A 17264-nucleotide genomic window follows, 5' to 3' on the forward strand; every position below is an offset into this window, starting at 1 on the left:
TATAATTTTTATATAAATTAATAGAGGAGCAGAGAAAGATGTTTGATAAATATTTTATAACAGAAGATAATTATATAGAAAACATAAAAAATAAAGTTGAACCATACTTAAAGAAGTTTAGAAATAGTGGTTATTTAAAAATTAATGATAAAATAAAACTTTATTATGAAACATTTATATTAAAAAAACCTAAAGCATCTATTGTTATATCTCATGGAAACTGGGAAAGCGTAGAAAAATATAAGGAACTTATTTATTACTTCTTAAGAGAAGGATATTCTGTATTTTTTGTTGAACATAGAGGTTATGGACGTTCTGGATTTTTGGGAAAAGTGGACAAGTGTCAAGTATATGTTGATAATTTTGACAGTTATGTTGATGATTTTAAAAAATTTATAGATGATGTTGTAAAAAAGAGTATTAAAAATGAAGATTTATTTTTATATGCACATTCGATGGGAGGTACTATAGCTGTACGTTTTTTAGAAAAATATACTGATTATTTTAAATGTGCAGTTTTAAATGCACCGATGCTTATGATGGAAACTGGCTCTGTACCTGTAAAGGTAGCATCTATTCTTTCATCTTTAAATGTAAAGTTAAAAAAAGGTGGAAGATACGTTATAAATCAAAAACCATATGAAGATAAATATGATTTTGAAAATGCGTCAACAACTTCTAAGGGAAGATATGATTATTTATATAAATGTACATCTTCAAATGAACAGCTTCATCGTGGTGGAATTTCATATGGCTGGCTTAATGCAGCAACTAATATGACATCAAAAATAATATCAGATAAAAATGTTAAAAAAATAAAAATTCCTATTTTGATGTTTCAGGCAGGGCATGATACTCTTGTCCGTGAAAAAGGACAGATGAAATTTATAAAAAGTTCTAAGACGTGTTTGTCTATAAAGATAGAAGATGCAAAACATTCTATATTTATAGAAAAAGACAGCATACTTAAACCATATATGGAAAAAGTATTTAAATTTTATGAACAGAATCTTTAATTAATAATTTTAAAATAAACATGCCTGAGAGAAAGTTTATTTTCTCCCAGGTTGTTTTAAAGATATTAAAAATATCTTTAAAATATATTATTCATAGATTGATTACTTTGCTGTCTTCTCATATTCATATTATTTACAGGAGGTCTTCTCCTGTTTCTACTGCCATTTGGATTTGGCATTTTCATGTTTCTCATATTATTCATATTACCCATGTTCATGCCCCCCATCATACCTCCCATGCTTCCCATAAGCATACTTAAGAGTGGATTTTGTGCCATAGGATTCATATTCATATTTCCTTGATTTTGCATAGGATTCATGTTCCCTGCATTCTGCATAGGATTCATGTTCATCCCTCCTGCATTTCCCATAAGCATATTTAATATTGGATTATTGCCCATCATGTTTTGATTATTCATCATAGGATTTGCACCCATCATAGGATTCATTCCCATATTGCCAAAAAGACTGCCAAGTATCATATTTAATAATGGATTCATAATTATCACCTCATTAGTTTTATCTATAATATAGTTTATTTTCAAATCTATAAATAGGTACATTTTTATTTGGTAAAGTAAAATAGTAATTATTAATTGCAGTTTATGATGTGGTTAAATAGAGAAATTATGTATATAATATAAATATATATATTATTTTCACAGTTAGGAGATATGTACAAATGGGAGATTTAAGTGATCTAAAAGAACTTACTGAAGCAAAAAAGAATGAGGAAATTAATGAATTAAAAGATAAAATCTTAAAAAGATTAAGATCAGTAAAAAGAGAAGGAATGGATAACCTTATAGATTATCTTTTAGAAAAGACTGATTATTTTGAAGCACCTGCATCAACAAGATTCCATTCTAATTTTCAAGGAGGTCTTGCAGTTCATTCAGACAATTTAGTTGAAATACTTATGGAAAAAAATAAAAAATATAAAATAGGTCTTACAAATGATACTATGTTTATTACAGGGTATCTTCATGATCTATGCAAATGCAATATGTACCACAGAACAATGAAACTTAAAAAAGATGAGATAACAGGAAAATGGATAGGTTGCGGAGGTTATGACATAGTTGAAAATGTACCTTTAGGACATGGTGAAAAATCTGTTATATTAATTCAGCAGTTTATAAAGCTTTCTCTTGAAGAATGTCTCATGGTAAGATGGCATATGGGAGCTTATGTACCAAAAGATGAATACAGAGACTTTAACAAGGCAGTTGAGATGTATAAATCTGTTTTAGCATTCAGTACATCAGATGCAGAAGCAGCTCATTTAATGGAAGAAGTTAGAGAACCAGAACTTTATCCTATTGAGGAATACAATAAATTTGTACGAGAAAAAGCTTTAAAAAATAAATAAGTTTAATATTTTAGGGGGCATATGATGAAAACACTTATTGTTTTTGCATCTAAGCATGGGACGACTAAGGATTGTGCAAAAAGGCTTGAAAGAGCAATTAATGGAGAGGTTTCATTAATTGATATTAAAAAAGATGAAATATGCAGTATTAATGAGTATGATAATGTAATACTTGGAGGGGCTATATATGGCGGCATGGTTTCAAGAAAATTAAAAAAATTTATATCGGATAATAAGGAAATTTTACTTAAGAAAAACTTAGGAATTTATATATGTTGTATGTCAGATAAAGAAAAGATTAATTCGCAGTTTGAGCAGAATTTTTCAAAAGATATTTTAGATAAAGCATTTATAAAATCAAGTTTTGGTGGTGAGTTTCATTTTTTAAGAATGAATTTTTTTGAAAAGTTTATAATAAAGCAGATATATAAAAATGATAAATCACAAAAAATAGATGGCAAAAAAGATATAAAGAAGCTTGATTTACAAGCGATAAAGAATTTTGCAAAGTGCATTAATGATTTTAGTAAATAGCAGTTCGAATTTTCGAATTGCTATTTTTTTATAAAAAATATTGACAATACTGTTCATACTGTATATATTATATATATACAGTATAGGAGGTGATCTTGTATTTGAAAATATTATTATCGAATAAATCAGATGTTCCAATATATGAGCAGATAAAATCTCAGATAAAGGAGCAGATTATATCTGAAGATATAAAAGAAGGAGAAAGCCTTCCGTCTATAAGACATCTTGCAAAAGAGCTTTCGATAAGCGTTATAACAACAACTAGAGCTTATAGGGATTTAGAAAAAGAAGGATTCATTGCAACAGTTAAAGGAAAAGGAAGCTATGTACTTCCAAAAGATATTGAATTTTTAAAAGAACAGTATCTAAAAAATATAGAAAACTGCTTTATAGAGGCTATTAAGATTTCAAAATTAGCATCAATAGATGATAAAGAACTTTTAAATATGCTTCAAAACTTAATAAGTACAGATTAGGAGTGTTTAAGATGAATGCGTTAGATATTAAAAATCTAAATAAGAAATTTAAGAATTTCAGCCTAAAAGATATAGAAATTGAGCTTCCTAAAGGCTATATTTTAGGATATGTAGGTCAAAATGGATCAGGAAAAACAACTACTATTAAGCTTATTATGAATTTTTTAAAAATGGATTCAGGCATAATTAAAGTATTTGGGAAAGAATATAGCGAGAATGAATCTGAATACAAAAATATGATAGGATACATAGCAGATGAGTGTTATTTCCCGGAAAATTTAACTACAAAAGACATATTAAAAATAAATAAAGGATTTTATAAAGAGTTTGATGAGAAAAAATATAATTCAATGCTTTCTAAATGGAAAATACCTAAAGATAAAAAAATAAAGGATTTTTCAAAAGGAATGAAAGTTAAGTTATCTTTTGCCTCTGTTTTTTCAAGAAAGACAAAACTTCTTATATTAGATGAAGCTACAAGTGGTCTTGATCCTGTAGTAAGAGATGAAATACTTAAAATGATTCAAGATTATATTGAAGATGGAGAAAAAAGCGTAATATTTTCTTCACATATAGAGTCAGATATAGAAAAGATAGCTGATTATATTTATTTTATAGATGATGGAAAGATAATTTTAAATGGTGTAAAAGATGATATATTAGAAAATCATATGATAATTAAAGGAGGAAGTTCTGAGATGACTTCCGAAATTAAGGAGAAAGTCATAGGATATGAGATTAATGATGTTTGTTTTAGAGCTCTTATTAAAACTGACGATAAAAAATATTTCTCTAATAATTTTTTATATGAGAAACCTAATGTAGAAGATATAGTTGTTTTATATATAAAAGGATTAAATAAGTAAAAGGAAAGAAGGTTAGATGAATATGAATAGTTTATTATATGCCAAACTTGATTTAGTAACTACATTTAAAAATTCAATAAAATATCTACTTATCATACTTGCGATGGCAATATTCTTTGTTTCAACTAAAAATATTATGTATGGTATAAATTATATGTCATTTATGGTAATTACACTTGCAGCGCAGCCTTTTACAGCATCTTCAATTTTAAAATGTGAACAATATTATTATACTCTTCCAGGCAAAAGAAATGAAATGGTACAAGGAAGATATATATATATGATTGCTTTGTGGATTGTTTCGTTTATTATAGAAAGTATTTTAAATATAATACTTATTACTATGGGTGTAATGCAAGGAAAAGATTTTTATATACTAATAATATTAAGTTTATTAAGTATTTTAGCTGTTGCTATTCAATATCCAATATATTATAAAATGGGTTTTGAAAAAGGAAACTTTTTAGCAAGATTTATATATATACTACCTGCAATATTTATATTTATTATTCCTATTAGTATTTCAGGAAAAAATAGTTTTAAAATATTTGAAATTACAATGGGCAATATCCAAATGACAGCAATTTTTATAATGCTTTTTAGCATACTATCTTTATATATTTCATATATTATTTCATGTAAAGTGTGTGGAAACAAAGAGATATAATGGTATATTAAGCAAAAATTAAGATTACTTTCATATTACTATGTGTTAAAATATAACTAATAAAACGTTTTAACGTTTTATTAGTTAAAAATTAAAATAAATTTTTTTGAGAGGGGATTTTATAATGAATTTAAAAAAGAAAATTGTAGCACTTGTTGCTGGAGCAGTATCGGTGTTTACATTAGCAGGATGTAGTGAAACTACTTTAAATTATGTTAGTGAAGTAAATAAGATATCAAACTTTGAAAGCTATGAATCTGAAGGAACTGGAAAGATCTCAGTTGAAGCTCAAGGACAAAATTTAAATATAAATGTGAAAGCAAATGGATATACTTCAAATGATGGAAATTCATATGCAAAAATAAAGTTTGAAGATCCAACAGGATTAATAAATATTCCAGAAATAGAAGCATATATGTCTGATGGAACATTCTATATTAATAAAAGCTATTTCACAGGAATTTATAGTATGAATGGACAAGCTGTTCCTGATTCCTTAAAGAATTTAGATGCACAGTATATAGGAATCGATTCAGGAGTTAGTGCTGAAATGATTAAATCTATGCAGTTAGATCCTGATGCATTAGCTGAAATGATGCAGACTGTATTTGGAAAAGATAGCAAATTTGATTTACCATTTGTTCAAAATGGAAGAGAATTTAATTTAGATATGAATTCAGATGAGATGGTTGACTTTATAGTACAAGCTATAAGCGATGGAACTTCTAATCTTGACAGCATTAATGAAAAATTTGGATTAAATTTAAAAGATGAAGATATAGCAAATGCAAAAGAAGCTATAACATCTGATGGTTATCTTGCAGGTATTAGTAAGGTAAAAGAGATGATAAAGGGTTCTTCATTAAAAGTAAAAGATACATTTACAGATGATTCTTATACTGAAGATTTAGCTCTTACTTTAAATGTTAAAGATATTGCAAAAGTAACTGTAGATACTACTTCAAAATGCACAAAATGTGCAAAGAGACACTTTGAATTACCTAAGTCAGTTGTAAAGATGACTCAAGAAGAATTTTCAAAGTTAATGAATGAAAATGTAGAACAGACTGAAGCAATGGCTAAAATAGCAGCATAGAAAATTAAATGACAAAGAACAAATGACAAATGACAAAGAAGGATGTTTCTGCTCAAAATCGCAGAAACGTTGAATTTATGAGCTTTCGCTTCAGGCGAAAGCTTATTTTTTGCGTAAAAACGCAAAAAACCACCACATTTGTCCTTTGTCCTTTAAAAATTTGTCCTTTAGTATGTCATTTGTAATGGGTATGGTGCAGAAACAAATTAATAATGAACATATTGTTATGAACTATGAAAGATGTTAATATAATTTTGTTCAAAAAATGAACCTAAAATGTATTATATGAGGTGATTTTATGAGTATTAGTACAGCTGTAATTTTAGCTGCGGGAATGGGAACAAGGCTTAGCAGTGTCACAAAAGATAAGATTCCTAAAGGCTTTTTAGAGATAAACGGACAGACTCTTATTGAAAGGTCAATAAATAAATTAAGAAGTGTTGGTATACGCAAAATATATATAGTTACAGGTCATTTAAATACGTATTATGATAAGCTTTGTGAAAAATATAAGTTCATAAAAACAAGACATAATAGGTTTTATAGAAAAACAGGAAGCATGGCTTCATTAGCTGTATTAGAAGATGAAATTTCAGAAGATTTTATTTTACTTGAAAGTGATATTATCTATGAAGTTTATGCTCTTATAGAAACTATTAATTATAAAGAAGATGACTGCGTACTTTTAAGTGGCAGGACAAATTCTGGTGATGAATGTTATGTTCAGGTAAAAGAGAACAATCTATATAAAATTTCTAAAAATATAGAAGATATTGATGAAGTTTATGGAGAACTTGTTGGAATATCAAAAATATCTATTGGTCTTTTTAAAGAAATAATAAGGCAGTATAAGAGATTTAAAGCTGATTTATTTTTAGAAAATTATAAAGATAAATATGATTATGAAAATGCAATTTTTGATTCTGCTAAGGAAAGAAAAATAGGGTATTTAAAACTAAATAATCTTATATGGGGAGAAATAGATGATGAAAGTCATCTTAATAGAATAAAAAATATTATAATACCTAAGCTTGAGAATAAAAATATTAAGGAGGAAATTACAAAATGAAGAAAATAGTGTATGTTGCTATGAGTGCAGATATAATTCATCAAGGACATCTTAATGTGCTTAAAAACGCTGGAAAATATGGAGATATAATAGTTGGACTTCATACTGATGATGTTATACGTGGATATTGGAGAAATCCTATAATGAAATACGATGAAAGAAAAGAAGTAATTGAAAATATAAAAGGTGTTATTAAAGTTATTCCTCAGGATTCTCTTGATCAGACAGAAAATCTACTTAAAATAAAACCACAGTATGTATTTCATGGAGATGACTGGGTTAATGGACCTCAAGAAGAATATAGAAAAAAAGTAATTGATGTATTAAAGACATTTGGAGGAAAACTCATTGAAGTTCCTTATACAAAAGGAGTATCTATTTCAAAGCTTGATGATGAACTTAAAAAGATAGGTATAACTCCTCAGAAAAGATTAAAAAGCTTAAAAGAAATGATTTTCTCAAAGAAAATAGTAAGAATACTTGAAGCACATAATGGTCTTACAGGACTTATTGCACAGAAAACTAAAATAGAAAAAGACGGCAAGATAAAAGAGTTTGATGGTATGTGGATAAGTTCTTTATGTGATTCTACAGCAAAAGGAAAGCCTGATATTGAAGTAGTTGATTTAACGTCAAGACTTAATACTATAAATGATATATTAGAAGTTACAACAAAACCTATAATAGTTGATGGCGATACAGGTGGGCTTATAGAGCATTTTGTCTATACAGTAAAGACACTTGAAAGACTTGGAGTTTCAGCAATTATTATTGAAGATAAGGTTGGACTTAAAAAGAATTCTTTATTTGGAACAGACGTAAAGCAAACTCAAGATACTAAAAAGCATTTTGCGCAGAAGATAAAAGCAGGAAGAGAGGCAAGAGTAACGCGTGATTTTATGATAATTGCAAGAATAGAAAGTCTTATTGCTAAAAAAGGAATAGATGATGCAATATCTCGTGCAAAAGAGTATATAGATGCAGGGGCAGATGGTATTATGATTCATAGTAAAGAGCAGGATGGAAAAGAGATTGCAGCTTTTTGCAAAGAATATAATAAATTTAAAAATAAAGTTCCTTTAGTTTTAGTTCCTACATCATATAATTTTATGACTGAAAAAGAGCTTGAAGATTTAGGAGCAAATGTTGTAATTTATGCAAACCATCTTATAAGAAGTGCTTATCCTGCCATGGCTGAAACTGCAAAAAGTATTTTAGAAAATGGACGATCTAAAGAAGCATCAGAAAAGTGTATGCCTATAAAAGAAATTCTCACACTTATTTAAAAAAGTATGTAGAAAGTAGATGATAAGATGATTGATGTTAAAAGATTTTATGAAAAAATAAAAAATATACAGTCAGACTTTTTTTGTGGAGTTCCAGATTCACTTTTAAAATCATTATGTGCATATTTAAAAGATGTTTCAAAAAAAGATAAGTTCATTATTACAGCAAATGAGGGAAATGCTATTGCAATGGCAGCTGGATATTATCTTTCAACTGGTAAAATTGCAACTGTGTTTATGCAAAATTCTGGAATAGGAAACAGTATAAATCCTCTCTGTTCTCTTACTGATGAAATGGTTTATAACATACCTCTTCTTTTAATAATAGGACTTAGAGGAGAAAAAGGTGTAAAAGATGAGCCGCAGCATAAAAAACAAGGGCTTATTACAACTGATTTACTAGATATTCTTAATATAAAATATGCTGTGCTTTCTAAAGATACTACTTGTAGTGAGGCAGAATGTAAAATTGAGTCAGCATATAAATATATGACAGAAACAAATAGGGCATTTGCTCTTGTTATAAAAAAAGGAACATTTAATGAGTATAAGCTTAAAAATAATAAAGCATACGATTTTGAAATGAAAAGAGAAGAGGCAATAGAGATACTTTTAAATAACATAAAAAATGATTCTGTAATAGTTTCTACAACAGGAATGGCGTCAAGAGAACTCTTTGAACTTAGAGAAAAAAGAAATGAAGGACATATGAGAGATTTTCTTACAGTAGGTTCAATGGGACACGCATCATCAATAGCACTTTCAGTAGCACTTAATAAGAAAGATAAAGATGTGTATGTAATTGATGGAGATGGTGCATTTATAATGCATATGGGAAGTGCAAGCATTATAGGAAATAGCGGTGCAACAAATTTAAAGCATATACTTATAAATAATGGGGCACATGATTCTGTAGGGGGACAGGAAACAGAAGGGTTTAATATAGATATTCCTTCTATATGTAAATCGTGTGGATATAAATATGTATTTTCGTGTAAAGATAAAGAAAGCCTTAAAAAAACGATAGAAAAGGCAAATAATCTTGAAGGACCAATTTTAATTGAAGTTAAAGTAAAAAAAGGTGCGAGATATGATCTTAAAAGACCTACAACATCACCTATTCAAAATAAAGATTCATTTATGAAATTTTTATCTATGTGAAAGGAGAAAAAAATGAAGAGAAATATTCTTTTAAATCCAGGACCTGCAACAACAACTGATACTGTAAAAAATGCACAGGTTGTTCCTGATATTTGCCCAAGAGAGAATGAATTTGGAAAAGTTATGGAATATATATCAAAAGGAATTACCGATTTTGTAGGAAATAATGATGAGTATATAACTATACTTTTTGGCGGCTCTGGAACTGCGGCAGTTGAATCTATGATAAGTTCTATTGCAGATGAAAATTCTAAAATGCTGATAGTTGATAATGGAGCATATGGAAAGAGAATGTGCGATATGGCACAGATTTATAATATAGATTTTGTAAGATTTAAATCGGATATGACAAAAAAAATAGATTTAAAAAAGCTTGAAAATACTATTATAGAAAATAATGGACAGATAACAAAACTTGCAATAGTTCATCATGAAACTACTACAGGAATTTTAAATGATATAGAAAGTGTTGGAGAAATATGCAATAAATATAATATAGATATGATAGTTGATGCTATGAGTTCATTTGCAGGAATCCCTATAGATATGAAAAAAATGAATATTAAATTTTTAGCATCAAGTTCTAATAAATGTATTCAATCTATGGCAGGAGTAAGCTTTGTTGTAGCACAAAAAGAAGCACTTAACAAAATTAAAAATATAAGACAGAGAAATCTTTATTTAAATTTATATAAACAGTATGAATTTTTTAAAGAAAATTATCAGATGCGATTTACTCCGCCTGTTCAGGTTTTATATGCTTTAAAACAGGCTGTTAAAGAAGCAAAGGATGAAACTATTGAAAAAAGACATGAAAGATACGTATCACTTTGCAAAATATTATGGAAAGGCTTAAAAGATTTAAATTTAAAAAAACTTATAGCAGAAGAAGATTCATCAATGCTTTTAACAACTATAATAGAGCCGAAAATAAAAGGATATTCGTTTGAAAAAATGCATGATTATATGATTTCTAGGGGATATACAATATATCCTGGTAAAATTGCAGCTGAAAACACATTTAGAGTTGCTAATATAGGTCAGATATATGAAGAGGATATGCAAAAATTTGTAGAACTTTTAAAAGAATATATGAGAAGTATAGGCGCTTAAAAGAGTAAAAGTCTAGCTCCTTTTTACTATTTGTGATAAAGATACATAAAAATTTTTTTAAATAATGTATGATTGGTTCAAAAGCAAGTAGTAAAAAATATTATTTTAAGGGGTTTGGAGCATGAATAAATTATTAGTCATTTGGAAAAAGTACTCTTATATTTTTCTTTTTTTAGTTGTAATTGCAGGAATGTTTGATTCGAGAGTAGCGTTAGTAGTTACAATATGTATGGTAGGTCCTATTATAGTTTCACTTTTTAGAGGCAGATTTTGGTGTGGAAATATATGTCCAAGAGGAAGTTTTTTTGATAACATTGTTAAAAAATTCAGCAAACATAAGAAAGTACCTTCGTTTTTAAAATCATATTATTTTAGAATTTTAGTGATAATAGTTATGATGACAATTTTTACTTTAGGAATAAGAAAAAATCTAGGAAATATCTATGGAATAGGCATGGTATTTTATAGAATGATAGTTATAACAACAGTTATTGGATTAGTCCTTGCGTTATTTATAAATGAGAGGACATGGTGTAATTTCTGTCCTATGGGAACTATAGCAGCGCTTATAACAAAATTAAGAAAGAATAAAAAGAATCTTAAAGTTAGTTCAAAATGTGTTTCATGTGGAATATGTGAGAAAAAATGTCCTATGGGGATAAGTGCATATGAATATAAAGGCTCTGAAATAACTGATCCTGATTGTATTCAGTGTTTAAGATGTGAATTATCGTGTCCTAAAAATGCAATTGGAATAGAGATAGAAGATGAAAGTGAAGAGATTAAAAAATAAAAATAAAAAAGCCTTTAAGAGTAAAAAATCTTAAAGACTTTTAAATTATAAGCCCTATATATCCAAATAAAATTCCTATCAAAGCACCGAAAAATACATCTTTTAAAAAATGAACTCCCCCTAGTACACGCATTAAAGCGAGGAGTGTTCCTACTATAAATAGAAATATTCCAATAGGTTTAAATATGTAGTAGTGCATTAATGCAATTATAAATACTGAAAAAACATGGCGGCTTGGAAATGAGCTGCCTTTTTTGTCTCTTTTAATAATTGGATCTATATTAAATACTTCATATGGTCTTTTTGCATTTATAGCTTTTCTAAAAACGGTTAATATTATAAAAGAAAATGCAGGTATTATGATGCATTTTATAAATCGTGTATCCTTAGATAAAAATAAGTAAATAAGTAAAGAAGGATACATTATGTAAACAATGTATGTAAGAACTTTATTTGCATAGATGAGAAAATTTTTTCTCTTTTCTGATTTGCTAAAAAAAGAAAAGATTTTTATATACGTTTCTTTTGCCATAAAAATAGACACCTCACAAATCTAATTTTTTATAAAGTATAACATATATATATAATTTACTAAAAGAAATTTTGTATGCTTAATTATTAAATATGAAATATTAATATATATTTATTAATAAAAGTGTAACAAATATTTGATTTTAATAATAGTATAATATAAAAATGGTATTAATAGTTATTAATTTGATTAAATAATATAGAAATTAATATTGACATACAAAATTAAAAGATGTACTATAAGAGCATAATTTAAATTCGATGAAGAGAAAAAGTAAAATATGAAACTATCTTAAGAGAGTCGTTGGTTGCTGAAAAACGATGGTAAGTTTGTGTTTGAATATCATCTCTGAGAAGTAAGGCTGAAATTACAGTAAGTCTTTCCGGAAGCTCTCACCGTTATAAGAGTAGCGTATTGATAGATACGTAACTTAAGAGCTACAGATTTATATTTGTAGAATTAGGGTGGTAACGCGGAACTTTTTTCGTCCCTCATTTATATATGAGGGGCGATTTTTTTATATACATTTGTGCACACTTTATATAAAAATATAATTGCAAATTTAAATTATAACAAAATAATATCAGTTATAAACAAATGGAGGTTAGATTTTTATGAATAAATTATCAAAAAAGGACATGGTTTTAATAAGCTTAATGCTTTTCTCACTATTTTTTGGAGCAGGTAACCTTATTTTCCCACCGTTTTTAGGAGAATCGGCTGGAACACATTCATGGGTAGCTTTAGCAGGATTTTTCGTTACAGCAGTTGGATTTCCTGTTATGGGAGTTGTAGCAGTTGCAAAAAGTAAGGGACTTATGAACCTTGGAGCTAGAGTATCAAAAGTATTTGCGTTAGTATTTACTGTACTTATATATTTATCAATAGGTCCATGTCTTGGAATCCCAAGAGCTGGAAGTCTTCCTTTTGAGATGGCTGTACTTCCTTATTTATCACAAGGATTTTCAGTATCTCTTGCAAGATTTTTATATACTTTAGTATTCTTTTCAGTTGCATTATGGCTTTCGTTTACTCCATCAAAATTAGTAGACAGGCTTGGAAAAGTGCTTACACCATTACTTTTAGTTTTAATAGCACTACTTTTTGTAGCATCTATATTAAAACCAATGGGCGCATATGATGCTCCTATAGGAAATTATGTGACAAATGCATTAACTCAAGGATTTTTAGATGGTTATCAGACAATGGATACAATAGCCGCATTAAACTTTGGAATAGTAATCTCAGTTGCAATAAAGTCAAGAGGAGTAAAAAACGAAAATGCAGTAGTATCTTATTCAATAAAAGCAGGAATCGCAGCAGGTACACTTCTTATGGCTATATATGCAGTATTATGTCATCTTGGTGCATCATCAGGAGCACAATTTGCAATGACAGAAAATGGAGCAGAAACTTTAACAAATGTTACTAATTATATCTTTGGTGGATATGGCGCAATGTTTTTAGCAGTAGTATTTACACTCGCATGTCTTACAACATCAGTAGGTCTTGTAACATCATGTAGTGCTTATTTTTCAACACTTACAAGTAAAGTGTCTTATAAAATGTGGACAATAATCTTATCAGTATGGAGCATGGTTCTTGCAAATATGGGACTTACTAAAATACTTGCTGTTTCAGTTCCAGTACTTACAGCAATATATCCAATAGCTATAATGCTTATACTTCTTGCAATGATTGATAAATATTTTAAGAGTAATTACTATGTTTATAAAACAGCTATATTGTTTACAGGTCTTGCAAGCGTTGTTGATGCTTTAAATGGAGTAAATATAAAATTAGGAGTAGTTACTGAATTGTGTACAAAACTTCCTTTATTTAATCAAGGATTATGCTGGGTAGTACCTGCATTTTTGGGAATTGTAGTAGGAGTTTTAGCTGATAATGTATCAGTGCTTAGAAGTCAAAAAGGTGAGGCTGTAAATTATAAATAACAGATATTAATCAAATATCCATTTGACAAGTATTTAATATAATGATATTATATGAAAAATAATTAATTAGAGCGTTGAAAGAGAAGAGTATATAAATTAATGAATTTTAGAGAGCAGTAAAAAGGTGAAACGCTGCATTCGTACTTTATAGAAAATCACTCTGGAGCATCTTGCTGAATATTTTAAATTAGTAGGTTAAGACGTAATCCTGCGTTAGAGGAAGTAAATTGTTTGATTTATTAAAGGGGCAGAATTTTTATTCTGAATTTAGGTGGTATCGCGTATAATATACGTCCTGATGTTTGTCAGGGCGTTTTTTTATTACACATTACACAAGGAGGATAATGGAAAGTGAAGAAAATAGTTTATTTGTATAAAAAATATGGATGAATAAATTTAGAGGTAAACCATATTTTTAATATATTAAAACAAAAGAATAAAATAATTTATTTTGGGGGCTAAAATTATGAAGTTTTTTGAAAAATTAAGTGATCTTGTTGGTAAATACATGGCGGTATTAGTAATACTAGTTGCAGCACTTGCACTATTTGCGCCATCATCTGTAAGCTTTATTAAGACAAGCTATGTTAGTACACTTCTTGGAATTGTAATGTTTGGAATGGGGCTTACATTAAAGCTTCAAGATTTTAAAGTAGTGTTTAGTAGACCTAAGGACGTAATTATAGGATGTATAGCACAGTTTACAATAATGCCGCTTTTAGCATTTTTACTTACAAAGATATTTAATCTTCCACCAGAACTTGCAGTAGGAGTAATTCTTGTAGGAACATGTCCTGGAGGAACATCATCAAATGTTATGACATATCTATCAAAAGGAGATGTTGCTCTTTCAGTTGGAATGACAGGTGTATCAACAGTTTTTGCACCATTTTTAACACCGCTTTTAACTTATCTTTTAGCAGGAAAAAGTGTAGATGTTAATATGCTTAGTATGTTTTTATCGATAGTAAAAGTTGTAATAGTTCCAATAGCATTAGGATTTGTATTTAATAAATTCTTTGAAAAGTTTACTCAGAGAGTAGTAAGAATACTTCCACTTATATCAGTTACAGCAATAGTTGCAATAGTTGCATCGGTAGTATCAGCAAACTCTGCAAAGATACTTACAAGTAGCTTCGTTATACTTGCTGTTGTAATTCTGCACAATGTATGTGGATATGTACTTGGATTTACTATTGGAAAAGTTTTAAAACTTGACCTTACTAAATGTAAAGCAGTTTCAATTGAAGTAGGAATGCAGAATTCAGGACTTGCAACTTCACTTGCAGCAACACATTTTGCACAGTATCCTCTAGCTACAATACCAGGAGCAGTATTTAGCGTATGGCATAATATTTCAGGTGCTATTATAGCGAATATCTATGCAAGAACTGCTGATAGTAAAGAAGACTAATTTTATAAAACATAAAATACATAAGAAAATATATAATTAAAAAACATAAAAAAATCAGATCTAGTAGATTAATTTTTACTGGATCTGATTTTTTTATATGGTGAAATAAAAATTGGATTACAGATACAAAGGACAGACAAAAATGACAAAGTGTTAAATGACAAATGACAAATTTTATATTTGAATATTGTTTGTAAGTTCCAATTTCGAATGTAACAGCACAAATAAATATTATCTAAACAATTTAAAACATAATATGTTAAGGTTCAATCTTAACAAAAATTATTACTAATTTTCAAACTGTAGCATTTAAATACATCTCATGTTAAGGCATATACAAAGGACAAATGAAAAATGACAAATGACAAATTTTATATTTGAATATTGATTGTAAGTTCCAATTTCGAATTTAACAGCACAAATAAATATTATCTAAACAATTTAAAAACATCATATGTTAAGGTTCAATAATATGTATGATTTAAAAGAAACTTCAATCCCAAATTTAAATACATCTCATGTTAAGGCATATACAAATGACAAATGAAAAATGACAAATGACAAATTTTATATTTGAATATTGATTGTAAGTTCCAATTTCGAATTTAACAGCACAAATAAATATTATCTAAACAATTTAAAAACATCATATGTTAAGGTTCAATATGCTGAGCGAAATGCAAATATATTCAAAAATGTTGATTTAAATACATCTCATGTTAAGGTTCAATTATAGTATGGGATGGGAATATAACTAATATTCAAATATTTAAATACATCTCATGTTAAGGTTCGATTTATTTATACAATAGTAAAAAGTATCAGTATAACAAATTTAAATACATCTCATGTTAAGGTTCAATAATTTAATCAGATATGTTTATAAAATATCTGATAAATTTAAATACATCTCATGTTAAGGTTCAATCGTCACGCTTAACTTTAAACCTAGTTTCCAATGATATTTAAATACATCTCATGTTAAGGTTCAATGATTTGCCAGCTTCATATATTGATATTTTTGATTTATTTAAATACATCTCATGTTAAGGTTCAATCAAGAATTGGAGGAGCTAAAAAGGAATATATTAAAATTTAAATACATCTCATGTTAAGGTTCAATCCCCCAAATTTTATACCAAACAAATTATTATCTTCATTTAAATACATCTCATGTTAAGGTTCAATAAATAAAAAAAGACGAGGAACGCTATAAGCCACTGCTATTTAAATACATCTCATGTTAAGGTTCAATTGAAGCTATTGAAGAAAGGGATTTAATGCATATAGCATTTAAATACATCTCATGTTAAGGTTCAATTTAACATCTTTTCTTGTGCGTTTTTATAGAAATCTCTATTTAAATACATCTCATGTTAAGGTTCAATTTACTATCCCAGTTTTTGTTGCTTCTAGGCTCTTTTATTTAAATACATCTCATGTTAAGGTTCAATGGAGAATTCCCTCCATAAACATACGCTTCACCTAAAATTTAAATACATCTTATGTTAAGGTTCAATGGCTTAATAGTATAATCATAATAACAATATTGCATATTTAAATACATCTCATGTTAAGGTTCAATCATAACTCAAGATAATAATTTCCATCATTTTGCTTAATTTAAATACATCTCATGTTAAGGTTCAATAGAGTTCTAATGAAAATGAAGCTCAAAGCGCTATGAATTTAAATACATCTCATGTTAAGGTTCAATATCTAAATTCCTCCTTTAAGTAAAAATAAAAGAGCATTTAAATACATCTCATGTTAAGGTTCAATACTTGTAAAATAGCCATTCCTTAAAATCATTATACACCTTAAAGCTAGTAATTGTCACATTTTTTTAAATTTATCCCTGGAATTTTTTTATTTTTCATTTTTGCTTTTTTTATCTCTCTAATCCATTGAAAA

The 17264-nt window shown here is 28.0% G+C and carries 16 protein-coding genes, 1 CRISPR repeat array and 2 other annotated features; of the genes, 14 read left to right on the forward strand and 2 right to left on the reverse strand.

Annotation, left to right across the window (positions count from 1 at the left end; translation table 11 throughout):
* The first annotated feature begins 38 nt into the window (after window positions 1–38).
* A complete protein-coding gene (locus tag MTX53_RS02870; protein ID WP_244834717.1) occupies window positions 39–1016 on the forward strand; it encodes an alpha/beta hydrolase in 978 nt (325 codons plus the stop codon).
* A gap of 77 nt (window positions 1017–1093) precedes the next feature.
* Here MTX53_RS02870 and MTX53_RS02875 read toward each other — a convergent pair whose 3' ends face one another.
* The gene (locus MTX53_RS02875; protein ID WP_244834718.1) at window positions 1094–1516 is read right to left on the reverse strand and encodes a hypothetical protein; all 423 of its coding nucleotides are present in this window, start codon (window positions 1514–1516) and stop codon (window positions 1094–1096) included.
* A 182-nt stretch (window positions 1517–1698) separates the two neighbouring features.
* Here MTX53_RS02875 and MTX53_RS02880 point away from each other — a divergent pair, with 182 nt between their 5' ends.
* The 11 genes from MTX53_RS02880 to MTX53_RS02930 all read left to right on the forward strand — a co-directional run bounded on the left by MTX53_RS02880 (window position 1699) and on the right by MTX53_RS02930 (window position 11449).
* Window positions 1699–2388: a hypothetical protein gene (locus MTX53_RS02880; RefSeq protein ID WP_244834719.1), complete on the forward strand. Its 690-nt coding sequence runs from the start codon at window positions 1699–1701 to the stop codon at window positions 2386–2388.
* 24 nt (window positions 2389–2412) lie between these two features.
* Window positions 2413–2922 carry a flavodoxin domain-containing protein gene (locus tag MTX53_RS02885; protein WP_244834720.1) on the forward strand — a complete coding sequence of 170 codons (510 nt, stop codon included), beginning with the start codon at window positions 2413–2415 and terminating at the stop codon, window positions 2920–2922.
* Window positions 2923–3023: 101 nt separating this feature from the next.
* Window positions 3024–3398: a GntR family transcriptional regulator gene (locus MTX53_RS02890; RefSeq protein ID WP_244834721.1), complete on the forward strand. Its 375-nt coding sequence runs from the start codon at window positions 3024–3026 to the stop codon at window positions 3396–3398.
* A gap of 11 nt (window positions 3399–3409) precedes the next feature.
* The gene (locus MTX53_RS02895; protein WP_244834722.1) at window positions 3410–4264 is read left to right on the forward strand and encodes an ABC transporter ATP-binding protein; all 855 of its coding nucleotides are present in this window, start codon (window positions 3410–3412) and stop codon (window positions 4262–4264) included.
* Window positions 4265–4286: 22 nt separating this feature from the next.
* Window positions 4287–4931 (forward strand): ABC-2 transporter permease, encoded by a 645-nt coding sequence (locus tag MTX53_RS02900; protein ID WP_244834723.1) that lies wholly within the window; start codon window positions 4287–4289, stop codon window positions 4929–4931.
* A gap of 124 nt (window positions 4932–5055) precedes the next feature.
* On the forward strand, window positions 5056–6027 hold the full coding sequence (locus tag MTX53_RS02905) for a hypothetical protein (RefSeq protein ID WP_244834724.1): 972 nt from the start codon (window positions 5056–5058) through the stop codon (window positions 6025–6027).
* A gap of 298 nt (window positions 6028–6325) precedes the next feature.
* On the forward strand, window positions 6326–7096 hold the full coding sequence (locus MTX53_RS02910) for a phosphocholine cytidylyltransferase family protein (RefSeq protein ID WP_244834725.1): 771 nt from the start codon (window positions 6326–6328) through the stop codon (window positions 7094–7096).
* Window positions 7093–8382, forward strand: a complete 1290-nt coding sequence (gene aepX, locus MTX53_RS02915; protein WP_244834726.1) for a phosphoenolpyruvate mutase — start codon at window positions 7093–7095, stop codon at window positions 8380–8382. Before MTX53_RS02910 ends, aepX begins: the two co-directional genes overlap by 4 nt.
* A 27-nt stretch (window positions 8383–8409) precedes the next feature.
* Window positions 8410–9543, forward strand: coding sequence for a phosphonopyruvate decarboxylase (gene aepY / locus MTX53_RS02920; RefSeq protein ID WP_244834727.1), 1134 nt, complete (start codon window positions 8410–8412; stop codon window positions 9541–9543).
* 12 nt (window positions 9544–9555) lie between these two features.
* Window positions 9556–10656, forward strand: coding sequence for a 2-aminoethylphosphonate aminotransferase (locus MTX53_RS02925; RefSeq protein WP_244834728.1), 1101 nt, complete (start codon window positions 9556–9558; stop codon window positions 10654–10656).
* Window positions 10657–10777: 121 nt separating this feature from the next.
* On the forward strand, window positions 10778–11449 hold the full coding sequence (locus MTX53_RS02930) for a 4Fe-4S binding protein (protein WP_244834729.1): 672 nt from the start codon (window positions 10778–10780) through the stop codon (window positions 11447–11449).
* 40 nt (window positions 11450–11489) lie between these two features.
* Here MTX53_RS02930 and MTX53_RS02935 read toward each other — a convergent pair whose 3' ends face one another.
* Window positions 11490–11981 carry a phosphatase PAP2 family protein gene (locus MTX53_RS02935; protein WP_244834730.1) on the reverse strand — a complete coding sequence of 164 codons (492 nt, stop codon included), beginning with the start codon at window positions 11979–11981 and terminating at the stop codon, window positions 11490–11492.
* Window positions 11982–12232: 251 nt separating this feature from the next.
* Window positions 12233–12476 (forward strand) — a binding site (T-box leader).
* Between the two features lie 119 nt (window positions 12477–12595).
* Here MTX53_RS02935 and brnQ point away from each other — a divergent pair.
* Together brnQ and MTX53_RS02945 are read left to right on the forward strand one after the other, a co-directional pair.
* Window positions 12596–13936 (forward strand): branched-chain amino acid transport system II carrier protein, encoded by a 1341-nt coding sequence (gene brnQ, locus MTX53_RS02940; RefSeq protein ID WP_244834731.1) that lies wholly within the window; start codon window positions 12596–12598, stop codon window positions 13934–13936.
* 65 nt (window positions 13937–14001) lie between these two features.
* Window positions 14002–14237, forward strand: a binding site (T-box leader).
* A gap of 165 nt (window positions 14238–14402) precedes the next feature.
* Window positions 14403–15350: a bile acid:sodium symporter family protein gene (locus MTX53_RS02945; RefSeq protein WP_244834732.1), complete on the forward strand. Its 948-nt coding sequence runs from the start codon at window positions 14403–14405 to the stop codon at window positions 15348–15350.
* Between the two features lie 635 nt (window positions 15351–15985).
* Window positions 15986–17132: a CRISPR direct-repeat array (repeat unit 30 nt; unit sequence ATTTAAATACATCTCATGTTAAGGTTCAAT).
* Window positions 17133–17264 lie beyond the last annotated feature (132 nt).

This window comes from Clostridium sp. BJN0001 (assembly GCF_022869825.1).
In the GTDB taxonomy this organism is placed as follows: domain Bacteria; phylum Bacillota; class Clostridia; order Clostridiales; family Clostridiaceae; genus Clostridium.

Excerpts from the sequence above, each read along its gene's own strand:
- MTX53_RS02870 (WP_244834717.1), top strand. The coding sequence starts at position 39 with ATGTTTGATAAATATTTTATAACAGAAGATAATTATATAGAAAACATA.
- aepY (WP_244834727.1), top strand. The coding sequence starts at position 8,410 with ATGATTGATGTTAAAAGATTTTATGAAAAAATAAAAAATATACAGTCA.
- MTX53_RS02905 (WP_244834724.1), top strand. The coding sequence starts at position 5,056 with ATGAATTTAAAAAAGAAAATTGTAGCACTTGTTGCTGGAGCAGTATCG.
- MTX53_RS02925 (WP_244834728.1), top strand. The coding sequence starts at position 9,556 with ATGAAGAGAAATATTCTTTTAAATCCAGGACCTGCAACAACAACTGAT.
- MTX53_RS02910 (WP_244834725.1), top strand. The coding sequence starts at position 6,326 with ATGAGTATTAGTACAGCTGTAATTTTAGCTGCGGGAATGGGAACAAGG.
- MTX53_RS02875 (WP_244834718.1), bottom strand. The coding sequence starts at position 1,516 with ATGAATCCATTATTAAATATGATACTTGGCAGTCTTTTTGGCAATATG.
- MTX53_RS02930 (WP_244834729.1), top strand. The coding sequence starts at position 10,778 with ATGAATAAATTATTAGTCATTTGGAAAAAGTACTCTTATATTTTTCTT.
- MTX53_RS02885 (WP_244834720.1), top strand. The coding sequence starts at position 2,413 with ATGAAAACACTTATTGTTTTTGCATCTAAGCATGGGACGACTAAGGAT.
- MTX53_RS02880 (WP_244834719.1), top strand. The coding sequence starts at position 1,699 with ATGGGAGATTTAAGTGATCTAAAAGAACTTACTGAAGCAAAAAAGAAT.
- MTX53_RS02945 (WP_244834732.1), top strand. The coding sequence starts at position 14,403 with ATGAAGTTTTTTGAAAAATTAAGTGATCTTGTTGGTAAATACATGGCG.
- MTX53_RS02895 (WP_244834722.1), top strand. The coding sequence starts at position 3,410 with ATGAATGCGTTAGATATTAAAAATCTAAATAAGAAATTTAAGAATTTC.
- MTX53_RS02935 (WP_244834730.1), bottom strand. The coding sequence starts at position 11,981 with ATGGCAAAAGAAACGTATATAAAAATCTTTTCTTTTTTTAGCAAATCA.
- MTX53_RS02900 (WP_244834723.1), top strand. The coding sequence starts at position 4,287 with ATGAATAGTTTATTATATGCCAAACTTGATTTAGTAACTACATTTAAA.
- brnQ (WP_244834731.1), top strand. The coding sequence starts at position 12,596 with ATGAATAAATTATCAAAAAAGGACATGGTTTTAATAAGCTTAATGCTT.
- aepX (WP_244834726.1), top strand. The coding sequence starts at position 7,093 with ATGAAGAAAATAGTGTATGTTGCTATGAGTGCAGATATAATTCATCAA.